The organism is Pseudomonas sp. SGAir0191, from assembly GCF_002812565.2.
Taxonomy (GTDB): Bacteria; Pseudomonadota; Gammaproteobacteria; order Pseudomonadales; family Pseudomonadaceae; genus Aquipseudomonas; species Aquipseudomonas parafulva_B.
In genome coordinates, this window is sequence record NZ_CP025035.2 from 3094693 (window position 1) to 3120037 (window position 25345).

Sequence of the window (25345 nt, forward strand, 5' to 3'; positions counted from 1 at the left end):
CGAGCCTGCCTTCACTGACAGGCCCAGCACCACGCGATCGGATCAAAACGGTGCGCTATCAACCCAGCCGGTGCCACTCGCGCTTGTCCCGGGCCAGCAGTTCGTTGCCCGCCTCCGGGCCATCCTGGCCGGCTTCGTAGTCGTGCACTTCCCCGCCTTCGGCCCAGGCATCGAGAAACGGCTGGACGGCGCGCCAGCCGTTCTCGATGTTGTCGGCACGCTGGAACAAGGTCTGGTCGCCCGTCAGGCAGTCGTAGATCAAGGTCTCGTAGCCGGTGGCCGGGGTCATCTTGAAAAAATCCTTGTAGGCAAACCCAAGCTCTACATTCTCCATGACAAGCTCCGGCCCTGGCCGTTTGGCCTGCAGGTCGAACCACATGCCTTCATTGGGCTGGATCTGAATCTTCAGGTAATTGGGCTTGGGCCTTTGCAGCGCGGACTCACGGAACTGGGCGTACGGCGCCGGCTTGAAGCAGATGGCGATTTCCGTATCGCGCACGCTCATGCGCTTGCCGGTGCGTAGGTAAAAGGGCACGCCGGCCCAGCGCCAGTTATCGATCATGATCTTCATGGCCACGAACGTTTCGGTCTGGCTGTCAGGCTCCACCTTGGTTTCCTGACGGTATCCCGGCACGTTCTTCCCATCCAGGGTGCCGGCTACGTACTGGCCCCGAACCGAGTTCTTCAACGCCATCTTGGTCGACCACGGGCGGATCGCGCCGATCACCTTGGCCTTCTCCCCGCGAACCGCGTCAGCGGCAAACGCCGCAGGCGGCTCCATGGCCACCATCGCCAGCAACTGGAACAGATGATTGGGCACCATGTCGCGCATTGCTCCGGTGCTGTCATAGAACGCACCGCGGGTTTCGACCCCTACGGTTTCAGCGGCGGTGATCTGCACATGGTCGATGTAGTGATTGTTCCAGAACGACTCGAACAGCCCATTGGAGAAACGGCTGACCAGGATGTTCTGGACGGTCTCCTTGCCCAGGAAGTGGTCGATCCGGTAAATCTGACACTCGCCCATCACGTTCAGCAGACAGGCGTTGAGCGCCTCGGCGCTGGCAAGGTCGTGGCCGAACGGCTTCTCGATGACCACCCGGCGAAACCCGCCGCCCGACTCGTCCAGCAACCCGGCCTCCCCGAGGCGCTTGGCCACTTCTGGGAAAAACCGTGGAGACGTCGCCAGGTAGAAAATCGCGTTGCCATGGCTGGTCTTGTCGATGCGCTTGGCAATAGCCTCATAAGTGGCAGCGTCGAGAAAGTCCCCGGTCTGGTAGTCCAGGCGCTTGGCAAGGCTGGCCCAGAGCTTTTCGTCCAGGTTCGCCGGGGCACCCTCGCCGCCTTTGTCGCGCTCGGCCATGAACGCGTGCAAACGTTCAGCAAATGCCTCGGCGCTGGCCGCGTTGTGGTCGACACCCACGATGCGCAGGTCTTTATCGAGCAGGCCGTCGCGGCTGAGGTTGTAGAGCGCCGGCATCAGCAGGCGCTTGACCAGGTCGCCATTGGCGCCGAACAGGAACAACGTGCAGGGTGGAGCAGCAGGCGTTGCCGGTTTTTTGCTCATTCAGGTTTCTTCTCGACGTGTCCACCGAACCCAAGGCGCATGGCCGAGAGAATCTTGTCGCCATAAGTGCCTTGTTGCTGTCGCGAACGAAAACGCGCGAACAGTGCACTGGACAGCACCGGAACCGGCACCGCCTGCTCGACGGCCGCATCGATGGTCCAGCGCCCTTCCCCGCTATCGGACACCGAGCCGCTGAACTGAGCCAACTGCGGGTCGGCCACCAGCGCGTCGGCGGTCAGGTCCAGCAGCCAGGACGTGACCACGCTGCCACGGCGCCACACTTCAGCGATCTCGGCCACGTTCAGGTCAAAGCGCTGGTCCTCAGGCAGCTCGGCACCGCCTTTGCTGCGCAGCAGGTCGAAGCCTTCGGCGTAAGCCTGCATCAAGCCGTATTCGATACCGTTGTGCACCATCTTCACGTAATGCCCAGCGCCCGGCGGGCCGGCGTGGATATAGCCATGCTCGGCGCGCTGGTGTTCACCGGTGCGCCCGTGGGTGCGTGGGATATCACCGACACCAGGTGCGAGCGCTTTAAACAGTGGCTCCAGACGTTCGAACACGTCCTTTTCCCCGCCGATCATCATGCAGTAACCACGCTCCAGCCCCCATACCCCGCCGGAAGTACCCACATCCAGGTAATGCAGCCCACGCTGCGCCAGTTCTGCAGCGCGGCGCATATCGTCCTTATAGAAGGTATTGCCACCGTCGATGATCGAGTCGCCAGGTTCCAGCAAGTCAGCCAGCTGGGCAATGGTCTGCTCGGTAGGCGCCCCAGCGGGAAGCATCACCCAGACGGCACGAGGCGCCTGGAGTTTATCGACCAGTGCGGCCAAGTCAGCCGCGCCGACGCTGCCTTCGCTCTCTAGTGCGGTGACGGCTTGTGCGTTGCGATCGTGCACTACGGTGTGATGGCCGGCGAGCATAAGCCGCCTTGCAATGTTGCCGCCCATGCGGCCCAGCCCGACGATTCCCAATTGCATGAGCAGGTGCTCCCCTTCTGGAATGAGTGACGACGTTTCGCCTTTCAGGTTAGTCCAGTGGACTGCATGAGGGTTCAGCGACGGGCGGTATGTTCATGTTCGCTCGTTGGGGCCTGGGTTCCGTTCCCTGTGTGCGTTTCGGGGCGCCAGAAGAATTCAGCAGCGCTAGATCGCTCAGCGCTTCGTCATGCAGCACTGGCCGCACCTTCAAGGTGCATGTCAATTGCCAATGCGCCACTCGTCGCCTAGCGATAGTGTGCGTCCATCGCTCTGGGCGTACTTGGCAGGCCAATGCCAACGTTTGCGTCTAGCACACGGGCCTCCTGGAATGACCGTTCGGTCACATTTGTAATATTTCTCTCCTACACTCAGGTTTCGGCCCGCCATTTGCTCATTGGAAGAGCAACGGAAAAAAAGTCGAACTTTAAGGAAAGCCGGCAGGTCAGGAACTAAGCAGGCCAGATGAAATGGGATATTCCCACGCACGGCCCGCCCACCCCAACCAGTCCACTCGCCTTTTGGCCGGAATGCCGAATGCGCTGTGCCTGTGCGCACGACTCGGGGGCAAGGATTGCAACACGCAGAATTCGCAAAGAGAGAATCAACACGAAAGACCGCCGCGGTTTATCAGTGCCCGGCCAAGCTTAGGGACGGAGAGAAAGAATGATCAGTGCCGCTGTCGCGACTCAAGTAGCTACCTTTACCTCGGAACATCGCGAACCGCTCATCCCGGGGCTCGCCAAGACAGGCAAGGCACCTGGCGCCCAGCGCCAGAACAACCCGAACAAACGCAAGATCCTTTTCGTCACCTCGGAAATCGCTGACCTGGTAAAGACCGGTGGCTTGGGCGACGTCTCCGCTGCGCTGCCTCGCGCGCTGGCGCACCTGCACGACGTGCGTGTGCTGATCCCGGGCTACCCGCAGGTCGTCGAAAGCGACAACCCCATCCACATCGTCGGCGAGCTGGGCGGCCACGCGGCCTTGCCACCTTGCAAGATCGGCCGGATGGACTTGCCCGACGGCCTGGTGATCTACGTGTTGATCTGCCCGGAGCTCTACCAGCGTCCCGGCACGCCCTACGCAGCAGAAAACGGTCGCGACTGGCCGGACAACCATATCCGTTTCGCCCGCCTAGGCCTGGCGGCTGCAGAAATCGCAGCCGGTGAAGGCATGATCCACTGGACACCGGAGATGGTGCATGCCCATGACTGGCCAGCGGGCCTGGCCCCTGCGTACATGCACTGGCGCGGCTTGAGTACGCCGACCCTGTTCACCATTCACAACCTGGCATATCAAGGCGTCTACAGCCGTGGCTGCAGCCCGGAGCTGGCCATCCCCGACCATGCCATGCAGCAGGAAGGCATGGAGTTCTACGGCAAGCTCTCCTTCCTGAAAGCTGGCCTGGCCTACTCCAGCCACATCACCACGGTCAGTGCCACCTACGCCCAGGAAATCACCACGCCCGAATTCGGCTGCGGCCTGGACGGTTTCCTGGCCAGCAAGGCGCAACAAGGCCTGTTGGGCGGCATTCCCAACGGTATCGACGAAAGCTGGGATGCGGCGACCGACAAGCACCTGCAGCACAATTTCAGCATCAACGACTGGGAGGGCAAGGCGCGTAATGCCCAGGCGGTGCGCGAGCTGTTCCAGCTGGACCCTTCCGAGGGGCCGCTGTTTGCCGTGGTCTCGCGCCTGGTCTACCAGAAAGGCCTGGACCTGACCCTGGGCGTTGCCGAGTACATCGTCGAGCAAGGCGGCCAAATTGCAATCATCGGCCGCGGCGAACCCGAGGAAGAGCAGGCCATGCGCGAACTGGCCCTGCGTCATCCCGGCCGAGTTGGTGTGCGCATCGGCTTCAACGAAACCGATGCACGTCGCATGTTCGCCGGCAGCGACTTCCTGTTGATGCCTTCGCGCTATGAGCCCTGTGGCCTGAGCCAGATGTACGCCCAGCGTTTCGGCTCGCTGCCCGTTGCGCGCAAGACCGGCGGGCTGGCCGATACCATCGAGAACGGCGTTACAGGTTTCCTGTTCGACGAATCGACGGTGGAAAGCTACCGCGAGGCGCTCAGCCGGGCGTTCTACATCTACCAGAAAAAAGACCTGCTCAATGCCATGCGCTGCCTGTCCATGACTCAGCCATTCAACTGGTGCCAGGCAGTGGAACCCTACGCACGCCTGTACGAAGACCTGGTCAAGCAAGCCCAGCTGGCTCATTACTGAAGAGAGGTCGAAGATGCAAAGGCATGGCGCACACTTTGAGGACGCCACGTCGGCGCGCTTCGCCCTCTGGGCACCCGACGCGCGCAGCGTGAGTGTGGAATTGCAGCACCAGGAAGCCGTCGCCCTCGCCCCCGAGGCCGATGGCTGGTTCACCGGCACCGCCCCTGCCAAGCCAGGGGACTTGTACCGCTACTGCATCAATGGCGAGCTTCGCGTTGCTGACCCTGCATCGCGCTTCCAACCCGAAGGCGTTCATGGCCCCAGCCAGGTCGTGGACCTGGCCGGTTACGCCTGGCAGCATCCCTGGCAAGGCCGCCCCTGGCACGAGGCGGTGATCCAGGAGCTGCATGTGGGCGTCCTGGGTGGCTATGAAGGTGTGGCGAGCCATTTGCAACGTATCGCCTCGACTGGCATTACCGCCATCGAACTGATGCCGATCAGCCAATTCCCAGGTACCCGCAACTGGGGTTACGACGGCGTACTGCCCTATGCGGCGCAGCACAACTACGGGACCCCCGAGCAACTGTGCAGCCTGGTGGACCAGGCACACGGCCACGGGCTGATGGTGATGCTCGATGTGGTCTACAACCACTTCGGCCCTGACGGCAACTTCCTGCATGAGTACGCCAGTTCGTTCTTCCGAGAAGACCGCCACACCCCCTGGGGCGCCGCCATTGACTTCCGGCGGCCTGAAGTGCGCGAATTTTTCATCCAGAACGCGTTGATGTGGATATGCGACTACCGCATCGATGGCCTGCGACTCGATGCGGTGCATGCCATCAACCAGCCAGACTTCCTCAAGGAGCTGGCCCAGCGTGTGCGCGAGGCCGTCGAGCCGGGTCGACACGTCTGGTTGGTGCTGGAAAACGAACACAACCAGGCTTTCTTGCTCGAACAAGGCTTCGACGCGCAGTGGAACGATGATGGCCACAACGCGTTGCACGTGTTGCTGACCGATGAAACCGAGGGTTACTACGAAGACTACAAGGACGACCCGATCGGCAAGCTGGCGCGCTGTCTTGGCGAGGGCTTCGTGTTCCAGGGCCAGCCCAACCGCCACGGCGAACCACGCGGCGAACCCAGCGGCCACCTGCCGCCCAGCGCCTTCGTGCTGTTTTTGCAGAACCACGATCAGATCGGCAACCGCGCCATGGGCGAGCGCCTGACCCGGCTGACTTCGCCTGCGGCCCTGCGCGCAGCAACCGGGCTGTTGCTGCTCAGCCCCATGATTCCCTTGCTGTTCATGGGCGATGACGACGGCAGTCGTGCACCCTTCCTGTTCTTCACCGACTTCCATGATGAGCTCGCCGATGCGGTGCGCGAAGGCCGGCGCGGTGAGTTCGAACATTTTGCCGCCTTTGCCGACCCCGAAAAGCGCGCGCGTATACCCGACCCCAACGCCGAGCAGACCTTCCACGCCTCCAGGCCCGATCCGCAGGATGTGATTGCCGGCTGGCATGGGCTGTACCAGCAGCTGCTCACGACGCGCCGCCAGCACCTGGTCCCACGCCTGCCCGGTACCCGCCCCCTGGGCGCCGAGGTGTTGGCTGACAAGGCACTGACCGCACGCTGGCAGCTGGGCGATGGCAGTACATTGCGCGTCGACCTGAACCTGGGCGACCAGCCTCTGCACCTGGAGGCTGCGCCTGCCGGCAGCTGCCTTTTCGACAGCGGCGACAAGGCGCACGCCGGCTCGACGCTTTCGCCCTACAGCTGCGTGGTCACCCTGCTACCCCCAGACCAGGAGATTCAATGAGCGATTCTCTGCTTCACCGGCTCGCTCAGCGCGCGGGCCTTGCCCGCGACTGGGTGGATGCCAACAACAAACCGCAGCAAGTGACCGATGAGGTACTGCGCAAACTGCTCGAAGCCCTTGGCCATAGGGCCAGCGACGAGGCGCAATTGCAGGACAGCCTGTCCAGGCTCGAACGCAGCGACGACGCACAACACGTTCCGCCGCTGCTCACTGCCGACCAGGGCAAGCCGCTCGACCTCTCGCGGTATTTCCCAGGGCAGGCCGACGTGCGCGGCCAGTTGGAAAATGGCGGTCACATCGACTTACAGCTTGATGACCATGCTCACCTGCCAGGTGATTTGCCGGTCGGCTATCACCAACTGGAGGTGGCCCAGCACCGCTTTACGCTAGCCGTCGCCCCGTCCGGTTGCCCATCGCTGCATGACCTGGTTCAGGCGGCCCCCGCGCGCTGCTGGGGCTTGTCGGCGCAGCTCTACAGCCTGCGCCGCCCAGGCGATGGGGGTTACGGCGACTGCATGGCCCTTGAGCAACTGGTGCGCAGCGCCGCTGAACGGGGCGCCGATGCAGTGGCGATCAGCCCTATCCATGCCTTGTCGGCCTTCGATCAGCAGCACTATAGCCCCTACTCGCCATCGAGCAGGCTGCTGCTCAATACGCTTTACGCAAGCCCGGCGGCCATCCTGGGTGAGCGCACCGTGCGCCTGGCTATCGAGGCCTGCCACCTGGAGCAGACCCTGACCTCGCTCGAGCAAGAGCCTTTGGTGGACTGGCCGCGCGCAGCCGATGCCCGGTACAAGCTGCTGGATGCGCTTTACCAGCACTTCAGCCAAGGCGATCACCCGCAACGCGCCGATTTCGAAAGCTATCGCCAGGCCGCAGGCGAGGCACTGGAGCACCATTGCCGTTTTGAAGTACTGCAAGCCGAGGCGGTCGACAAAGGCCATGGCGCTGATTGGCGCAACTGGCCAGAGGCGTGGCGCGACCCATTTGGGACCGAAGTCCGCGCCTTGGCCGAAAGTTACCCGGCCAGGGTGGAGTTTCACGCGTTCTGCCAATGGCTGACCGAGCGCAGCCTGCAGCGCGCCCAGGAGGCGGCCAAAGGCAGCGGCATGGTAGTGGGCCTGATTGCCGACCTTGCCGTTGGCGCCGATGGCGCTGGCAGCCAGGCCTGGAGCCGCCAGGACGAACTGCTGGCCAACCTTACCGTTGGTGCGCCACCTGACATCCTCAATCGCTCGGGCCAGGACTGGGGCATCTGCGGGTTCTCGCCCGAAGGGCTCAAGCGCAACGGCTACCGCGCGTTCATCGAGATGCTGCGTGCGAACCTTGCCCACGCCGGTGGCCTGCGCATCGACCATGTGATGGGTTTGCGACGGCTCTGGCTGATCCCGCGCGGCTGCAAACCCAATGAAGGCGCCTACCTGTACTACCCGCTCGAAGATATGCTGCGCTTGCTGGCGCTCGAAGCCAGCCGCCACGGTGCAATCATCCTGGGTGAAGACCTGGGCACGGTACCGGACGGTCTACGCGAGGCCTTGGCGCAGAAAAACATCCTGGGCATGCGCGTGCTGCCCTTCGAGCAGACCTCCCCAGGCCAATTCACCCCCCAGCTACAGTGGCCAGACGACGCCTTGGCGACCACCGGCACCCATGACCTGGCGACCGTGGCAGGTTGGCTGAAAAACCGCGACGTCGAATGGAGCCGGCGCCTGGGTTTGATTGATGAATCCACCGAGCAGCAATGGCGCGATGACCGCCGCAAAGAACACGACGGCTTGCGCCGCACGCTTGAAACCCACTATGGCCCGCTGAAGGACAACACTGCCGTGATCGATGCCGCGATTGGTTATGTAGGCCACACCAAAGCTCCGCTGGTGCTGGTCCCGCTTGAGGACCTGCTGGGTCTGGAAGAACAGCCGAATATGCCCGGCACCACCGAAGGGCATCCCAACTGGCGCCGCCGCTTTACCGAGGCGGCAAGCCACATGCTTGACGACAAGGATGCCGCACGGCGCCTGGAAGTGCTGGCGCAAGCACGCGAGCAGGCGTGGGAGCGCGACCGATGAAACCGCTTACCGCGACCCTGCGCCTGCAGTTCCACAGCGACTTTACCCTGGACCATGCCCTGCCGCTGGTGCCGTACTTTGCTCAACTGGGCATCAGCCACCTGTACGCCTCACCGATCCTCAAGGCCCGCGCAGGTTCGCGCCACGGCTACGACGTCGTCGATCCCACCCAGGTCAACCCGGAACTGGGCGGCGAAGCGGCGCTCGAGCGCCTGGTCAAAGCGCTGCGCCAGCATGGCATGGGCCTGATCGTGGACACTGTGTCCAACCACATGGCCGTTGGCGGCGCTGACAACCCCTGGTGGCAGAGCCTGCTGGCCTGGGGGCGCCGCAGCCCGTATGCGGAGTTCTTCGATATCCAGTGGCACTCCACCGACCCGCTGCTGGCTGGCCAATTGCTGCTGCCGTTCCTGGGCAGCGATTACGGTGTAGCGCTGAAGGAAGGTCAGATCCCCCTGGAATTCGACGCCGACCAGGGGGTACTGCAAATCGCTCACTATGAGCACCGCTTCCCGATCTGTCCGGTCGATTACGGCTGGGTGCTGGCGCTCAGCGCTGACCCGACCCTGACCAGTCTGGCCGAACAGTTCACCGCACTCGGCGAGTCCGCCAACCCGCTTGATGATGCCGCGCCGCTGCAAGCCGAACTGGCCCGTCGTGTGCACGAAGGCGCCGACCTGGCCTCGGCCCTGGTGGCATTCGACAGCCGCAGCGAGGCCGGCTTCAAGCGCCTGCACCTGCTGCTCGAGCGTCAGACCTATCGCTTGGCCAGCTGGCGCACCGCTGCCGACGACATCAACTGGCGGCGCTTTTTCGACATCAATGAGCTGGGCGGTTTGCGGGTCGAGCGCCCGGTGGTGTTCGAAGCCACCCATGCCAAGCTGTTCGAATTGATTGAACGCGGCCTGGTCGAAGGCCTGCGCATCGACCACATCGACGGCCTGGCTGACCCACGCGGTTATTGCCGCAAGCTGCGCCGACGCGTGGACAGCCTGATGGCCAGCCGCCCACTGGACGCTGGCGTGGAGCACTTCCCCATCTACGTAGAGAAAATCCTGGGCGTCGATGAGCATCTGCACCGCGACTGGCTCACCGATGGCACCACCGGCTACGAGTTCATGAACCAGGTCTCGCTCCTGCAGCACGACCCGGTCGGTGAGGCCCCGCTGACCGAACTGTGGTCGACGGTCAGCGAGCGCCCCGCGTTTACCGAAGAAGTGCGCCTGGCGCGCCATCTGGTGCTCAACGCAAGCCTGGCAGGTGACTGCGAATCGGTGGCGCAAGCCCTGCTGCAGGTTGCGCGCAACGACCTGATGACCCGCGATTTATCCTTGGGTGCCATTCGTCGCGCCCTGCAGGCACTGGTCGCGCACTACCCGGTTTACCGCACCTACTTCAACGCGTGCGGCCGCCCGGCCGAGGATGAGGCATTCTTCCAGCAGGCCCTGGCCGATGCCCGCCAGGACCTGAGCGAGGCCGACTGGCCCTTGCTCGAGCAGCTGGAAAAATGGTTGGGCGGCGAAGGTTGGCGCCAGCTGCCACCTGGCCGTACCCGCAAGCAACTGCGACACGCCTGCGTACGCTTCCAGCAGCTGACGGCCCCCAGCGCGGCCAAGGCCGTCGAAGACACCGCGTTCTACCGCAGCGCAAGGTTGCTCTCGCGCAACGATGTGGGCTTTGAAGCCGAACGCTTCAGCGCTCCGCTGGAGCACTTCCACAACGAGGCTCAGCGACGCCTGCGGGACTTCCCGGACAACCTGCTGGCCACCGCCACCCATGACCACAAGCGCGGTGAAGACACGCGCGCCCGCCTGGCTGTGCTGAGCGAGCGCGGGCCCTGGCTGGCCAGCCGCATGGCGCACTGGCGCGAGCTGGCAGCGCCTTTGCGCACACCGCTCGAGGATGGGCTGGCGCCGAGCCCTGGTGATGAAATGCTGCTGCTCCAGACCCTGTTGGGCACCTGGCCGTTGGGCCTTGCCGTCGATGACGCCCAAGGCCTTGAGCAATACGCCGAGCGTGTCGGTCAGTGGCAACAGAAAGCACTGCGCGAGGCCAAGCTGCGCAGCAGTTGGAACGCCCCCAACGAAGCCTACGAAAAGGGCTGTGCTCGCTATCTCGAAGGCCTACTGCTGGAGGCCGATGCCCTGCCCCTGCGCACCTCCATCGCCGAGGCGGCGCAGCTGATCAGTTGCCCGGGTGCGCTCAACAGCCTGGTGCAGGCGTTCATGCGCATGACCGTGCCAGGGGTGCCTGATCTGTATCAGGGTAACGAATACTGGGACTTCAGCCTGGTGGACCCAGACAACCGCCGGCCCGTCGACTATCCCGCTCGACGCAGCACCTTGGCAGAGGCTGCTCCGCTCGACGCGTTGTTAAGCCACTGGCATGACGGCCGGGTAAAGCAGACGCTGGTGGCCCGCGTGCTCGACTGCCGCATGGCCAACCCGGAGCTGTTCCGCCGGGGCAGTTACCTGCCGTTGACCGTCAAGGGGCGCCATGCCGACAAGGTCGTCGCCTTCGCCCGCTTGGGCGACGCACAACGCGCCGTGATCGTCGCGCCGCGTTTGGCCAGCGGTCTGCTGGGCGCGGCACAGAGCCCTCACGTACCCCCACAGAACTGGGAAGATACCCGGGTCGTATTGCCGTTCGACTTCTCACCTGCCAATTCGACTGGACTTTTCGGTGGGGCCGTTGTCAGCCCTGTAAGAGAGTTGATGGTTTGTGCTGTGCTGTCGGACTTTCCAGTCAATCTGTTGATCGAAGATAACTAGCATTCAGGAGCGTCATATGAGTGTCGATGATAAACGCATACGCGAGTTTGCCTACCAGATCTGGGAGTCGGAAGGTAAGCCACACGGCGAGGAAGAACGTCACTGGGACATGGCCCGCAAATTGGCAGAAGCCGAAGCCAAAGCCCCCGGGGCCAAAGCCAAGGCCCCGGCCAAGCCAAAGGCGCCTGCCAAGCCCAAGGCCGCTGCTGCACCCAAGCCTCCAGCTGACCCTAAAGTCGCTGCATTGCCAGGGGTCAAGCCTGCGGCTTCGAAGAAGCCACGCGCACCGAAAAAGCCGACCGCTAGCTGAACCATCCACGGCCCTGCCGTCTTCAGCGCCGCACTGGCACCGAGCACCTCGGTTGCCAGGCCTGATGACGACAGGGCCGTTGCAGCACCCAACCTTATTTTCCAGACAAGGCCATTCGAGGATTGCCATGAGCCCGCGCACCGCAAAGAAAACCCGCTCCGTTGCACCGTCGCGCATTCGCGAAGGCTTACCCTACCCCCTCGGCGCCACCTGGGACGGCCTGGGCGTGAACTTCGCCATCTTCTCGGCGAACGCCACCAAGGTCGAGCTGTGCGTATTCGACGCCACCGGCGAGAAAGAGCTCGAGCGTATCGAGCTGCCTGAATACACCGACGAGATCTATCACGGTTATCTGCCTGACGCGCACCCGGGCCTGATCTACGGCTATCGCGTGCATGGCCCTTACGAGCCTGAAAATGGCCACCGCTTCAACCCCAACAAACTGCTGATCGACCCCTACGCCAAGCAGTTGGTCGGTGAGCTGAAATGGTCCGAGGCGCTGTTTGGCTACACCATTGGCCACCCAGACGGTGACCTGTCGTTCGACGAGCGCGACAGCGCCCCCTTCGTGCCCAAGTGCAAGGTCATCGACCCGGCGTTCACCTGGGGCCGGGACAACCGTGTCCAAACTCCTTGGGACCAGACCGTCGTGTACGAGGCCCACACCAAGGGCATCAGCAAGCGCCACCCGGCCGTGCCTGAGAACCTGCAAGGCACCTTCGCGGGCCTTGCCAACAACGAGCTGCTCAAGCACATCAAGGACCTGGGCGTCTCCAGCATCGAGCTGCTGCCCATCCATGCATTCGTCAATGACCAGCACCTGCTCGACAAGGGCCTGAACAACTATTGGGGCTACAACACCATCGCGTTCTTCGCACCGCACCCAAGCTACCTGGCCAGCGGCAAGATCGCCGAATTCAAGGAGATGGTGGCGCACCTGCACGACGCGGGCCTGGAGCTGATCCTCGATGTGGTCTACAACCACACCGCCGAAGGCAACGAGATGGGCCCCACGCTCTCCATGCGCGGCATCGACAATGCGTCGTACTACCGCCTGATGCCCGACCAGAAGCGTTACTACATCAACGACTCGGGCACCGGCAACACCTTGGACCTGAGCCATCCGTGCGTCCTGCAACTGGTGACCGATTCGCTGCGCTACTGGGCAGGCGAGATGCATGTCGACGGCTTCCGCTTCGACCTGGCGACCATTCTGGGTCGCTACCACGACGGCTACAGTGAGCGTCACAGCTTCCTTGTAGCCTGCCGCCAGGACCCGCTGCTGCGGCAGGTCAAACTGATTGCCGAGCCATGGGACTGTGGCCCAGGTGGCTATCAGGTGGGCAATTTCGCACCGGGCTGGGCTGAATGGAACGACCGCTTCCGTGACACCGTGCGCGCTTTCTGGAAGGGCGACGAGGGCCAACTGGCCGATTTTGCCGCTCGCATGACCGGCTCTGGCGACATGTTCAACAACCGCGGCCGTAGGCCGTATTCGTCGGTCAACTTCATCACTGCCCACGACGGCTTCACCTTGCGCGACCTGGTGTCGTACAACGAGAAGCACAACGAGGACAACGACGAGAACAACCAGGACGGCACCAGCAATAACCTGTCCTGGAACTGCGGCGCCGAAGGCCCGACCGAAGATGCGGACATCAACGCCTTGCGCAGGCGCCAGATGCGTAACTTCTTCGCGACCCTGCTGTTTGCCCAGGGTACGCCGATGATCGTTGCCGGCGATGAATTCAGCCGCACCCAGCATGGCAACAACAATGCCTATTGCCAGGACAGCGAAATCGGTTGGGTGAACTGGGATCTGGATGAAGAAGGCCAGGCATTGCTGGCGTTCGTCAAGCGCCTGACCCGTCTGCGCCAGAAGTATCCGGTGCTGCGGCGCTCAAGCTTCCTGGTGGGCGATTACAACGAGGCAATCGGCGTCAAGGACGTGACATGGCTGGCGCCGGATGGCAACGAGATGAGCGTTGAACAGTGGGAAGACCCCAACGGTCGCTGCCTGGGCATGCTGATCGATGGTCGTGCGCAGGTCAGTGGCATTGCCCGTCCAGGTTCGGAGTCCACCGTGTTGCTGATCGTCAACGCCCACCACGACACCGTGCCGTTCAAACTGCCCAGCGTTCCAGAGGGCGAACACTGGAGCTGCGTGATGGATACAGACCGGCCACAACTGCGCAAACCCGAGGTCTTGCCATTCGACAGCTCATTTGAGCTGACAGGGCGCTCGGTGGCGCTGATGGTGCTCCAGCACAGCGAAGAGTGATGGCAAACGCATACGTCACGCGCAACGCGTGACGTAGTCGTTACAGACCCGCCGGGCAATCTCAGACAGGGATTGCCCGGCGGGTTTTTTCTGGTGGTCCGATTATTACCGCTTGAGCCTGCGGCAGGCACGCTTTAGACCTTCATCCGGACCATGACGGCCGGCCAGTGCAGTAAAGCCACCCGCGGCCAGAGGCCCGCGGGTGGCTGACGATCAGACCGGCTTGAGCACCAGTATCGCCAGCGGAGGCAGGTTCAGCGCCAGCGACAACGGCTGGCCATGGCAGGGGGTCTGCTGCGTGGCGACCGCGCCCATGTTGCCCACATTGGAGCCCGCATAGTCTTTGGCATCGCTGTTGAGCAGCTCCTGCCATTGCGCCCCGAACGGCACACCGATGCGGTAGCCCTCACGCACCACGGGCGTGAAGTTGGCGACCACCAGCACTGGCTCGCCCGCGCTGCTCCACCGCAGCCAGGCGAATACGCTGTTCTGCGCATCATCCCCGATCAGCCACTGGAAGCCCTCGGGCTTGCAGTCCTGCTCATGCAGGGCAGGCACATCGCGGTACAGGCGGTTCAGGTCGCCAACCAGGCGCTGTACACCCTGGTGCTCCGGATACTGCAGCAGGTACCAGTCCAGCTGGTGGTCGTGGTTCCATTCGCGCCACTGACCGAACTCGCAGCCCATGAACAGCAATTTCTTGCCCGGGTGCATCCACATGAAGCCCAGGTAGGCACGCAGGTTGGCGAACTTCTGCCAGCGATCGCCCGGCATCTTGTCGATCAACGAGCGCTTGCCGTGTACCACCTCGTCGTGGGAGATCGGCAGAATGAAGTGCTCGGAGTAGGCGTATACCAGGCTGAAGCTCATCTCGTTATGGTGATGAGTACGGTGCACAGGATCGTTCTGGATGTAGTGGAGCGAGTCATGCATCCAGCCCATGTTCCACTTGTAGTGGAAACCCAGGCCACCCTCTTCGGTTGGCTTGCTCACGCCAGGCCAGGCCGTCGATTCCTCGGCAATGATCAAGGCACCCGGCGCTTCATGCGCCGCCACGCCGTTGAGGTGGCGGATGAAGCCGATGGCCTCGAGGTTCTCACGCCCACCATAGCGGTTGGGCACCCATTCACCGGCCTTGCGCGAGTAGTCGCGGTACAGCATCGACGCCACGGCATCTACCCGCAGCCCGTCGATGTGGAAGTGTTTGAGCCAGTAAAGCGCCGAAGCCATCATGAAGCCCCGCACCTCGTTACGGCCGAGGTTGTAGATCAGCGTGTTCCAGTCCTGGTGATAGCCTTCGAACGGGTTGCCGTATTCGTAGAGGGCCGTGCCGTCGAAGCGCGCCAGGCCGTGTTCGTCCGTGGGAAAATGCGCCGGCACCCAGTCCAGGATCACGCCGATGCTGGCCTGGTGGCAGGCGTCGATGAAGGCGGCGAAGTCCTCTGCCGTGCCATAGCGCGACGTCGGGGCGAACATCGACAGAGGCTGGTAGCCCCACGAGCCGCCAAAGGGGTGCTCCATGATCGGCAGCAGCTCGATATGGGTGAAACCCAGCTTCTGCACGTAGGGCACCAGGCGCTCGGCCAACTCACGCCAATTGTAGAAACGCCCCACCTCACCGGCTTCGTCCAGCTCGCAGCGCCAGGACCCGGGGTGCAGTTCGTAGATCGACAAGGGGGCGCCGTAGGCGTGGCGCTGGGCGCGCTCGTCCATCCACTGCTGGTCGCGCCATTCATGGGCTAGCGCACCGGCCACCTTGGAAGCGGTGCTGGGCGGCAATTCGGTGGCACGGGCCAAGGGGTCTGCTTTGAGCGGCAGGATCCCATCCTTGCCCAGCACCTCGAACTTGTAGGTTTCACCTACGCCCAGGCGTGGAATGAACAGCTCCCAGACCCCGGCACCGTGGCGCAGGCGCATCGGGTGCCGACGACCGTCCCAGTTGTTGAACTCGCCCACGACCGATACCCGGCGCGCATTGGGTGCCCATACCGAGAAGCACACCCCGTCCACCCCGTCGACCTGTGCCGGCTGGGCACCGAAACGCCTTGCCAGGTCCCGGTGATTGCCCTCGGCGAACAGGTGCAGGTCGATGTCGCCAAGCTGCGGGCCGAAGCTGTAGGGGTCTTCCGTGACTTGCTCGCCGCCAGCCCAGTTGATGTGCAACTGATAGGGAAGCGCCTCGTTCAGGCGCGCGGTGAACAGGCCAGGTATCGCGCCGGGCCGCATGTCGGCCAGCACGCGCTGGTCGTCGCGCGCCAGCACGCGGGCGCCCAGGGCATTGGGCAGGTAGGCACGAATGGTCATACCCCCTGCTGGATCGGTATGAGGCCCCAGTACCGCAAAAGGATCGGCGTGCTCGGCGCGCGCCAGGGCATCCAGGTCCCGTTGGCCAAGACCGCCGTTTTCACGCGTTGAAACGTTCATTCTGACTCTCCCCAGGTACTGATCAGTCCATGCAGGCCATGCAAAGGCACGGCCAGCCAGCTTGGACGGTTTTCGGCTTCATAAGTTATTTCGTATGCCGCTTTTTCCAGGCAGAACAGCTCAAGTGCCGCACGCTCGCCTTCGGCCTGTTCCCAGGCGTGGGGCATGGCCGCGGTGGCCAGGCCATAAGCCTCGATGAATGCATGCCGGGACTGGTGAAGGTACTGTCGGGCCACCCGCTGCCGAGCTTGTCGCGCCGGCGCGGAAAGGTCTACGGTAGAGGCGCTGCGCAGGATCATCGCAGTAGCATAGTCGAAAGAGCGCAACACACCGCTGACATCTTTGTACGGGCTATGCTTGGCCCGGCGCTCTTCCAGTGGCCGGGATGGTTCCCCTTCGAAGTCGATCAGGTAGGCATCGCCTTGCACCACCAGCACCTGGCCCAGGTGAAGGTCGCCATGCACACGCATCAACAGGCCACCCTGCGCCTGCTGTGCCAGTTCGGCCACGCGCTGGGCGAGCCCGTCGCGCTGCTGCTGCAAGTCATCGACCAACGCCTGGCTTTCAGTGTCGAGCTTGTCACGGTGCTGCGCCAACAAATCCAGCGCATGGGTCAGCTCTGTACTGATCTGTGCACTCCACCGCTCGCTGTCTTCAGCCGTGCTCGGATAAGGCGCGAAAGCCTCGTCATCGGTAGGTGCCGCGAGCATCAGGTGCATCTCGCCAAGGCGCTGGCCGAGCAGGGAAGCGAAGTCGCGCAGCTCGTTGACCGCGTCGGTGTGCGGTTCACCTTCGTTGCTGGAGGGCTGCATCTGGTCGCGAATGGCGCGCTCCAGGGTGTTCTGGGACCAGGCCCAGGCATCGCCCTGATTACTCAGATAGCCTTGGGCGATCATCAACAGGTGCGGTGCGCCTTGGGCATCCTCGCGACTGACCCAGGCCAGCAACGGCGAGATGTTGGCAAAGCCGGCTGCGGTGAGATAAGCACTCATTTCAAGCTCCGGATGAATGCCTGCGTTGACCCGCCGGATCAACTTGAGCACCACCGAATCGCCCACCACTACCGAACTGTTGGACTGCTCGGCGCTCAAGTAGCGCACCGGGCTGTCTTCACCCAGTGCCAGGCCAGCCAACTGTTCGGTGTGATTGAAATGCAGCTCGCCCTGATCATTCCCACAGGGCAAGCGCAGGCCCTTCTGACAGGCCTTGAGCACCGCGCGAATGAACGGCTCGAGCACAAAGGCATCGGTGATCAGGCCCACTTCATTGGCTCGTCGCACGCGCGACAAGGCCAACTGCTGCGGCAATGCCGTACTGATCTGCTCCTCGCGCAGCAGGCCGAACGGCAACTGGTAGCGGCTGGTTACCCCGTCGCTCGTCACCCCGATTTCACTGAGCAGCACCGGCGTGCCGGCCGTGGTCATGCGCACGCCATAGCTCAGGTCGACCTGATCGATTGGCCCTTCCTTGCCCGCGAACCAGCGCCGTTTGGGCAGGTACTGGGGCAGGATGGTGGACTGCAGGGCGTCGCGTGAAGGCGACTCGAGCAGCTCTTCCAGACGTTTGCGTAGCACTAATGTAGTCAATTCCGGTAACCCCTCGGTAGGCTGGTTATGCCAGCTGGGCATGCGATCGTGGGCAGCCAGCACGAACCAGTAAAAGCCATAAGGCGGCAAGGTCAGCAGGAACGGCAGCTGCCCGATGGGCGGGAAGGCGCTGCCCCCGATCATTTCCACGGGGACCTTGTCGGCGTATTGGGACAAGTCCAGTTCCGCAGCCTGGGCCGCGCGCGACACGTTGGCGACACAGAGAATGACCTCGGTGTGGCCATCGGCACCGGTGAACTCCCGGATGTAGGCAAGGATGCGTCGGTTGCTGGGTGTCAGGGTGCGCAGCGTGCCGCGGCCGAAGGCTTTCTGCTGCTTGCGCACGGCGAGCAGGCGACGGGTCCAGTTGAGCAGTGAATGGGGATCGTGGCTCTGCGCTTCGACGTTGACCGTCTGGTAGCCGTAGAGCGGGTCCATGATCGGTGGCAGCACCAGCCGCTGTGGGTCGGCGCGGGAGAAGCCGCCGTTGCGGTCAGGCGACCACTGCATGGGCGTACGCACACCGTCGCGATCACCCAGGTAGATGTTGTCGCCCATGCCCAGCTCATCGCCGTAGTACAGCGTCGGTGTACCTGGCATGGACAGCAGCAGACTGGTGAGCAGCTCGATCCTGCGCCGGTCGCGCTGCAGCAGCGGCGCCAGGCGGCGCCGGATGCCGAGATTGATCCGGGCGCGGCGGTCTTCGGCGTAGTAGTTCCAGAGGTAGTCGCGCTCACGGTCGGTGACCATCTCCAGGGTCAGCTCATCGTGGTTACGCAGGAAGAAGGCCCACTGGCAGTTGGCCGGAATCTCCGGGGTCTGGCGCAGGATGTCGGTGATGGGGAAGCGATCTTCCATCGCAAGCGCCATGTACATGCGAGGCATCAGAGGAAAATGGAACGCCATGTGGCATTCGTCTCCGTCGCCTTCGCCGAAGTAAGGGCGGGTGTCCTCCGGCCATTGGTTGGCCTCGGCGAGCAGCATGCGGTCAGGGTAATTGGCATCGATCTCGGCCCGGATCGCCTTGAGCACACCATGGGTTTCGGGCAGGTTTTCGTTGTTGGTGCCGTCGCGCTCGATCAAGTACGGGATGGCGTCGAGCCGCAAGCCATCGACGCCCAGGTCCAGCCAGAAACGCATCACGCCGATTACAGCCTTGAGCACCTGCGGATTGTCGAAGTTCAAGTCCGGCTGATGGGAATAGAACCGGTGCCAGAAGTACTGGCCTGCCACCGGGTCCCAGGTCCAGTTGGATTTCTCGGTATCGAGGAAGATGATGCGGGTGCCGTCGTATTTGTGGTCGTCATCGGACCACACATAGAAGTCACGGGCCTTGCTGCCACGTTTGGCATGGCGGGCACGTTGAAACCACGGGTGCTGGTCGCTGGTGTGGTTGATGACCAGCTCGGTGATCACCCGCAGCCCGCGCTTGTGCGCCTCGGTAATGAAGCGGCGGGCGTCGCCGAGGGTGCCGTAGTCCGGATGCACCGCCTTGTATTCGGCGATGTCGTAGCCGTCGTCGCGCCGGGGCGAGGGGTAGAACGGCAGCAGCCATAAGGTGTTTACGCCCAGCTCAGCGATGTAGTCGAGCTTGCTGATCAACCCGGCAAAGTCACCGATACCGTCGTTGTTGGCATCGAAGAACGACTTGATGTGCAACTGGTAGATCACCGCATCCTTGTACCACAGCGGGTCGTCGATGAAGGCTGCCGGGCGGGTACGCTTGGCCATGTACCACTCCTCTGAATGCTTGATCGGTAAAAACCCGTCAGAGAGCGGGCGCGCCCGCTCCCTGACACGCTCAGCTGACTTTGCTGATTCGCCAGATACCGAATGGCTGATGCCAAGGCTCGATGCGCATGAACTGGGTCTTGCCGTACCACGACCAGCGATGACCATTCATCAGGTCCTCCCCGTGGGTTTCGGCACCGTCATCAAGGCCAAGCTCCCACAACGGCAGTTCGAAATGGGCTTCCTGGGCGTTATGCGGGTCCAGGCTCACGGCGATGAGAATGTAATTGTCACGGGCGGGGGTGCGCTTTGCGAAATACAGGATGTTGTCATTCCAGCAGTTGAGCAGCGTCAGGCCCAGGTGGCTCTGCAGGGCCGGGTTCTGCCGGCGGATACGGTTGAGCTGGGCGATCTCGGCGATGATGTTGCCCGGCTGGGTGAAGTCACGCGGACGGATCTCGTACTTCTCCGAGTCCAGGTATTCTTCCTTGCCCGGCAGCCCTGCCGCTTCGCACAGCTCGAAGCCCGAGTACATGCCCCACAAGCCCGACCCCATGGTCGCCAGTGCGGCCCGGATGAGGAAGCCGGCCCGGCCATTTTGCTGGAGGAAGAACGGGTTGATGTCTGGCGTGTTGACGAAGAAGTTCGGCCGGTAGCATTGGCTCCACGGCGGCTGGTTGAGCGTTTCGAAATACTCGCTCAGCTCCTGCTTGGTGTTGCGCCAGGTGAAATAGGTGTAGCTCTGCGCATAGCCGACCTTGCCCAGGCGGGCCATCATGGCGGGCTTGGTGAACGCCTCGGCCAGGAACAACACGTCCGGGTATTGACTGCGCACATTGGCGATCAGCCACTGCCAGAACGGCAGGGGTTTGGTATGCGGGTTGTCCACCCGGAACGTTTTCACGCCCTCCTCCACCCAACCGATGATCACATCACGCAGGGCGATCCACAGTCCAGGCACGGCATCGGGCGCATAGAAGTCGACGTTGACGATGTCCTGGTACTTCTTCGGCGGGTTCTCGGCATAGCGGATGGTGCCGTCCGGGCGCCAGCTGAACCAGCCTGGATGTTCCTGGAGCCACGGATGGTCCTGGGAGCACTGGATGGCGAAGTCCAGGGCGATTTCCAGACCGTGCTGGGCTGCCGCCGATACCAGGCGACGGAAATCTTCACGCGTGCCGAGTTCGGGGTGGATCGCATCGTGCCCACCGTCGGCACTGCCAATGGCGTAGGGGCTGCCAGGGTCCCCCGGCTGGGCCTGCAACGAATTGTTCCGGCCCTTTCTGTGCTGCATGCCAATGGGGTGAATGGGCGGGAAATACAACACATCGAAGCCCATGTCGCGAATCATCGGCAGGCGCTGGTGCACATCGTTGAAAGTGCCATGACGCTGCGGATCATCGGTGATCGAACGGGGGAACAGCTCATACCAGCTGGCGAATTGCGCGGCCGGGCGGTCCACATCCAGCGGGTAATCGCAGCTGCGGGTCAGGTAGCTGCGGTGCTCGGCGGCGGCCATCATCTGCGATGCCTCGGCGCCCAGCAGCAGGGCCACTTGTTCATCCTCGGGCAGCGTCTGCAACGTGGCTTGCAGCGCCTGTAATTGCTCGCGCAAGGCGCCGCTGCTCAATTCGATGCCCTTGCCCAGCAGCAACCGCCCTTCCTCGAGTTCAAGCTTTACGCCGACGCCGGCATTGAACTTTTTCTCCAGGTCGTAGCAGTAGGTGGCGTAGGGGTCGATCCAGGCTTCGATGCTGAACACATGCGGCCCGATTTCAGTGGGGGTGAATTCTGCCAGCCACAGGTCATTGCCGGGCGAGGTCATGGGCACGCAATGAATGCGACGGCTACCGGCCTGGCGCCAGTTCAACACCACAGCCATCCGGTCGTGGCCGTCGGTGAATACCTTGGTGCTGACCGCAACCGGCTGGTTGCTGATGGCCTTGGCGGCAAAAGCGCCGCCGTTTAGCACCGGCTGGGTGTCCTCGATGGCGATACGCGGTGCCATCAAGGCCTGGGACAGGCTGATGACCTGGTCCGGATGATCATTTGCCGTGGGCACGCTTTCGAAGGGCTCGTTCAAAGACATCAGGCCTTGCTCCCTGGGACTGGTGGCGGTAAGGGTTGAGAGCGCGGCGACCGAGCCTGGGTTCAAAAATGAATTGATTCGAGGCACCAGCGGTCGAACGCTGCAGGACAGGTTCACTCAACCGCAAGAGGCATGGCCATGACGCTCCCAACGCCCCCGGAAACGCCCGATCCGAACATTGACGATCCCAACCTCCCGCCCCCAGAGCCTGAGCGTGACCCGGATGACCTGCCGATTCAGCCGACCGTGCCGCCAACCGTGGGTGACCCACCCAGTCAAGAACCCCCGATAAAGGCGTAAGACTGTTCATTCAAGATCGCTGGGGCCGCTGAGCGGCTCCATGTGAACGGCACTACGATAACGGCGGGCGATTGAAGTCGACGACTGTCAGTCTTGCCCGTGGCGCATTGGCTGCGTTGTTCCGATCACAGGCCACCCTGTGTCGCTGACCTTTCTATTCGACCCTGCCCAGTTCAGCCACGCTGATCTCCCGCATCCTGAACTTCTGCACCTTGCCCGTCACCGTCATGGGAAATTCATCGACGAAGCGGATATGGCGGGGCACCTTGTAGTGGGCGATACGGGATTTGCACCAGGCCTGCAGCTCCTCGGCAGTGGCCTGGTGACCTGGATGCAGCTTGACCCAGGCGACGATGTCCTCGCCGTAGCGGCTGCACGGGATACCAATGACCTGGGCATCGGCGACCGCCGGGTGGGTATAGAAGAACTCTTCTATTTCACGCGGATAGATGTTTTCGCCACCGCGGATGATCATGTCCTTGTTGCGCCCGACGATGCGCACATAGCCCGCCTCGTCCATCACCGCCAGGTCACCGCTGTGCATCCATCCGGCCGCGTCGATGGCACTGGCCGTGGCCCCGGGGTTATCCCAGTAACCCAGCATCACGCTGTAGCCGCGCGTGCAAAGCTCCCCGGTTTCACCGCGCGCAACCGTTGCGCCTTGCGGGTCGATGATCTTGCTTTCCAGTTGCGGCTGGGTACGGCCCACAGTGGTGACGCGCAGCTCCAGGTCATCATCCGGGCCGGTTTGCAACGACACCGGGCTCGTTTCAGTCATGCCGTAAGCGATCTGCACCTGGGCCATGTGCATCTGGTCGATGACCCTGCGCATGACCTCGATCGGGCAGGTGGCGCCGGCCATGATGCCGCTGCGCAAGGACGACAGGTCCATACGCTGGCGGGCCGGATGATCGAGCATGGCGATGAACATGGTGGGCACGCCGTACAGGATGGTGCCGCGTTCCTCGGCCACGGCGCGCAAGGCCAACTCGGCGTCGAAGCCGTCGCCTGGGTAGATCATGGTGGTGCCATGGGTGATGCAGCCCAGGTTGCCCATGACCATGCCGAAACAGTGATACAAGGGCACCGGGATCACCATGCGGTCATGCGCAGTCAAGCCCAGGCTTGCGCCAACCATGAAGCCGTTGTTCAGAATGTTGTAGTGGCTGAGGGTAGCGCCCTTGGGCGCGCCGGTGGTGCCAGAGGTGTACTGGATGTTTACCGGCTGGTCGAAATGCAGGCTGTTTTGCCGGCCCGTACACGCTTCGTGGCTTACGGACATGCCCCAAGTGGCCAATGCCTCCCACGGCAGGAAGCCAGCAGGCGGGTCGTTGGCCAGGCTTACGACCCCGCGCAAGGCGGGCAGCGCGGCACTGCTGATCTGACCGGGTGCTGCGGTCGCCAACTCCGGCACCAAGGCCTGGACCATGGCGTGGTAATCGGAATGCTTGAACGCGTCGGCACAGACCAGCCAGCTGCACCCTGACTGGCGCAGCACGTACTCAAGCTCACCCACCCGGTAAGCCGGGTTGACGTTGACCAGGATGGCGCCCACCTTGGCAGTTGCCACCTGCAGGATGCACCACTGCGCGCAGTTGGGTGCCCAGATGCCCACGCGGTCACCGGTTTCGATCCCAAGGGCCATCAGCGCCCGGGCACACGACTCGACCTGCTCCGCCAGTTGCCGCCAGCTGTAGCGCAGGCGCTGGTGCCGAGCCACCAAGGCTTCCTGCTCGCCCAGGCGCGCCACGGTCGCGTCGAAGGCCTGGCCAATGGTTTGAGTAAGCAAGGGGCGGTCCTGGCGACCGCGGGTATAGCTGGGTTGAGTCATGTGCGTCCCTTCTTTTGATTGTTCTGGATAGGGGCCAAACGCGCGCCAATCACTTTGGCTCAGATTTACGTTTACGTAAAGGTGACGGATAAATTGACAAAAAAGCAGGTGCAGGTTTACGTTTACGTAAAGGTGATAGGCAGCTGAGCACGCTTTCTGCGTCAGCTGCCTGCCCAGGCAAGCTTGCCGCTCGCAGCGTGATCCCATTTCAAGAACAACAAGGTGCCCTCGCATGCATTACCCCAGCCTGAACTTCGCCCTGGGCGAGACCATCGACATGCTTCGCGACCAGGTGCGCACCTTCGCCGCCGCCGAGCTCGCCCCCCGCGCCGCGCAGATCGACCACGACAACCTGTTCCCTGCCGACATGTGGCGCAAGTTCGGCGACCTGGGCCTGCTCGGCATCACCGTGCCGGAAGAATACGGTGGCGCAGGCCTGGGTTATCTCGCGCACGTGGTGGCGATGGAAGAAATCAGCCGCGCCTCGGCCTCGGTCGCGCTGTCCTACGGCGCCCACTCCAATTTGTGCGTCAACCAGATCAACCGTAACGGCACGCCCGCGCAAAAGGCCAGGTACCTGCCCAAGCTGGTCAGCGGCGAGCACGTCGGCGCCCTGGCGATGAGCGAACCCAATGCAGGGTCGGACGTGGTGTCGATGAAACTGCGCGCCGACAAACGCGGCGACCACTACGTGCTCAACGGCAGCAAGACGTGGATCACCAACGGGCCCGACGCCAACACCTACGTCATCTACGCCAAGACCGATCTGGAAAAGGGCCCCCATGGCATCACTGCGTTCATCGTCGAGCGCGATTGGGCAGGCTTTAGCCGCAGCAACAAGTTCGACAAGCTGGGCATGCGTGGCTCGAACACCTGCGAGCTGTTCTTCGATGACGTGCACGTGCCAGAGGACAACATCCTCGGCCAACTCAATGGCGGCGTACGGGTGTTGATGAGCGGCCTGGACTACGAGCGCGTGGTGCTCGCCGGCGGCCCTACCGGCATCATGCAGAGCTGCATGGACCTGGTGGTGCCGTACATCCATGACCGCAAGCAATTCGGGCAGAGCATCGGCGAGTTCCAGTTGATCCAGGGCAAGGTCGCCGATATGTACACTCAGCTCAACGCCAGCCGCGCTTACCTGTATGCCGTGGCCCAGGCGTGCGATCGCGGCGAAACCACCCGCAAGGACGCAGCCGGGGTGATCCTCTACACCGCCGAGCGCGCCACGCAGATGGCCCTGGAGGCGATCCAGATTCTTGGCGGCAACGGGTATATCAACGAATTTCCCGCAGGTCGCTTGCTGCGCGATGCCAAGCTGTACGAAATCGGCGCCGGCACCAGCGAAATCCGCCGGATGCTGATCGGCCGCGAGTTGTTCAACGAGACCCGCTGAACACGCTGGCGCTGCGGCCGGCTCATACGCCCGC

13 protein-coding genes are annotated in these 25345 nt (G+C 63.0%); 7 read left to right on the top strand and 6 right to left on the bottom strand.

The window, feature by feature from the left end; all coding sequences use genetic code 11:
- Nucleotides 1-58: 58 nt before the first annotated feature.
- Together zwf and gnd are read right to left on the bottom strand one after the other, a co-directional pair.
- On the bottom strand, nt 59-1567 hold the full coding sequence (zwf, locus tag CWR53_RS13970; protein ID WP_100851877.1) for a glucose-6-phosphate dehydrogenase: 1509 nt from the start codon (nt 1565-1567) through the stop codon (nt 59-61).
- Nucleotides 1564-2547, bottom strand: coding sequence for a phosphogluconate dehydrogenase (NAD(+)-dependent, decarboxylating) (gene gnd / locus CWR53_RS13975; protein ID WP_100851878.1), 984 nt, complete (start codon nt 2545-2547; stop codon nt 1564-1566). Before gnd ends, zwf begins: the two co-directional genes overlap by 4 nt.
- 663 nt (nt 2548-3210) lie before the next feature.
- Between gnd and glgA the strand changes: the two genes are divergently transcribed.
- The 6 genes from glgA (at nt 3211) to glgX (ending at nt 13954) form a co-directional block, all read left to right on the top strand.
- A complete protein-coding gene (glgA, locus tag CWR53_RS13980) occupies nt 3211-4770 on the top strand; it encodes a glycogen synthase GlgA (RefSeq protein WP_058605044.1) in 1560 nt (519 codons plus the stop codon).
- A gap of 13 nt (nt 4771-4783) precedes the next feature.
- Nucleotides 4784-6526 (top strand): malto-oligosyltrehalose trehalohydrolase, encoded by a 1743-nt coding sequence (gene treZ / locus CWR53_RS13985; protein ID WP_100851879.1) that lies wholly within the window; start codon nt 4784-4786, stop codon nt 6524-6526.
- A complete protein-coding gene (malQ, locus tag CWR53_RS13990) occupies nt 6523-8592 on the top strand; it encodes a 4-alpha-glucanotransferase (protein ID WP_100851880.1) in 2070 nt (689 codons plus the stop codon). Before treZ ends, malQ begins: the two co-directional genes overlap by 4 nt.
- Nucleotides 8589-11363 (top strand): malto-oligosyltrehalose synthase, encoded by a 2775-nt coding sequence (locus CWR53_RS13995; protein WP_100851881.1) that lies wholly within the window; start codon nt 8589-8591, stop codon nt 11361-11363. Before malQ ends, CWR53_RS13995 begins: the two co-directional genes overlap by 4 nt.
- Before the next feature lie 16 nt (nt 11364-11379).
- Nucleotides 11380-11673: a DUF2934 domain-containing protein gene (locus CWR53_RS14000; RefSeq protein ID WP_058605048.1), complete on the top strand. Its 294-nt coding sequence runs from the start codon at nt 11380-11382 to the stop codon at nt 11671-11673.
- Between the two features lie 127 nt (nt 11674-11800).
- Nucleotides 11801-13954, top strand: coding sequence for a glycogen debranching protein GlgX (gene glgX, locus CWR53_RS14005; protein ID WP_100851882.1), 2154 nt, complete (start codon nt 11801-11803; stop codon nt 13952-13954).
- A 213-nt stretch (nt 13955-14167) separates the two neighbouring features.
- Here the strand turns inward: glgX and glgB are convergent, their stop codons facing one another.
- The 4 genes from glgB to CWR53_RS14025 form a co-directional block, all read right to left on the bottom strand.
- A complete protein-coding gene (gene glgB, locus CWR53_RS14010; protein ID WP_100851883.1) occupies nt 14168-16378 on the bottom strand; it encodes a 1,4-alpha-glucan branching protein GlgB in 2211 nt (736 codons plus the stop codon).
- Nucleotides 16375-19695 carry a maltose alpha-D-glucosyltransferase gene (treS, locus tag CWR53_RS14015; protein WP_100851884.1) on the bottom strand — a complete coding sequence of 1107 codons (3321 nt, stop codon included), beginning with the start codon at nt 19693-19695 and terminating at the stop codon, nt 16375-16377. The genes glgB and treS overlap by 4 nt, the downstream gene beginning before the upstream one ends.
- Nucleotides 19696-19765: 70 nt before the next feature.
- A complete protein-coding gene (locus tag CWR53_RS14020; protein WP_058605052.1) occupies nt 19766-21784 on the bottom strand; it encodes an alpha-1,4-glucan--maltose-1-phosphate maltosyltransferase in 2019 nt (672 codons plus the stop codon).
- A 454-nt stretch (nt 21785-22238) separates the two neighbouring features.
- Complete coding sequence (locus CWR53_RS14025; RefSeq protein WP_100851885.1) at nt 22239-23915, bottom strand: AMP-binding protein; 1677 nt, start codon at nt 23913-23915, stop codon at nt 22239-22241.
- 232 nt (nt 23916-24147) lie between these two features.
- Here CWR53_RS14025 and CWR53_RS14030 point away from each other — a divergent pair, with 232 nt between their 5' ends.
- Nucleotides 24148-25311, top strand: coding sequence for an isovaleryl-CoA dehydrogenase (locus tag CWR53_RS14030; RefSeq protein WP_100851886.1), 1164 nt, complete (start codon nt 24148-24150; stop codon nt 25309-25311).
- Nucleotides 25312-25345: the final 34 nt, after the last annotated feature.